This is a genomic window from Psychrobacter celer (genome assembly GCF_016107555.1).
Classification (GTDB): Bacteria; Pseudomonadota; Gammaproteobacteria; order Pseudomonadales; family Moraxellaceae; genus Psychrobacter; species Psychrobacter celer.
This window is the reverse complement of sequence record NZ_JABASU010000057.1, coordinates 1-993: the sequence shown is the minus strand read 5'-3', so window position 1 is coordinate 993 and position 993 is coordinate 1. Positions and strand designations below refer to the sequence as shown.

General features: G+C 42.5%; 1 protein-coding gene. It reads right to left on the bottom strand.

Going from position 1 to position 993, the window contains the following annotated elements; all coding sequences use genetic code 11:
- Window positions 1–511 precede the first annotated feature (511 nt).
- Window positions 512–993 (bottom strand): rhodanese-like domain-containing protein (locus JFC05_RS12640; RefSeq protein WP_198337139.1); only part of this gene is annotated, 482 nt, incomplete at its 5' end.

Here is a 993-nt window from a genome sequence, read left to right as displayed (position 1 = left end):
TTGCTTGTGTCTTTATCTGGTTGCCACTCATTTGAATTCTATACACACCCTAATAGTCTTTATATGATCGAACCTAAATCATGTGAAGAAAAAATAGCTAAGCTGGTGGTAGTTTTCAGAATATCAAAGCAGCCCAAAATTTTTTGTGTCAAGGATAGCACTTGTCCATACAGGTTGATAAAACGCTGCCAGTAGCAAACCAACGACTGCCGCATTGATGATTCCTAGATACTTTAGAAAATTGCGAATAGTTATAGTAAACAATGATAGTTCGATTAACTCGTTTTGCTTGAAAGTATAGCGCACATTACTGTTTCGGATAAGGCGTAATATACTGCAGTTATTCGGTCTAAGCGTATGCTAAAGTCGACTCTAAATAAAAAAATAGCGCCCAAAATAGGCGCTATGTTCTATAACTCTGAATAATGATTTTTAGCAATGATATATATAGATAAAGTCTGCAGGCAAAATAGCTCCTTGCTCTCATACAGCTCGAATAACGTCTATCATCTTAATTGTGGGCGGCTTGCCATGCCCCCATTGAACCTAAGTAGATATCAATATGCTCAAAACCACGACTGGAAAGCCACCCTGCCGCTATCGTCGCTCGTGCACCACTAGCGCACATCAACGTATAGTGGCGACTCTGATCAAGCTCATGCCAACGCTCGTTGAGATGTCCGACATAGATGTGCTGTGACCCTTCAATTGCATTGGCATTCCTCTCATCGATATCGCGTACATCGAGCAGTGTCCAATTTTGAGCATTATTAAGACGGTCTTCAACCTCAGACGTATTGATCATAGGGGTTTGTTGCATCTGCTCACCTTTAGCAGCAGCAGGAACGACGCCGACATAGCCACCCACCACATTGTCGAGGGCAATTCGTACCAGATGCTCCATCGCAGTAGCAAGCTGCTCTTCATCAGACGCAATCAATGCCAAACTTTGTCCTTCTTCAATAAACCACCCAGCAAACGCAGGAAGCATAT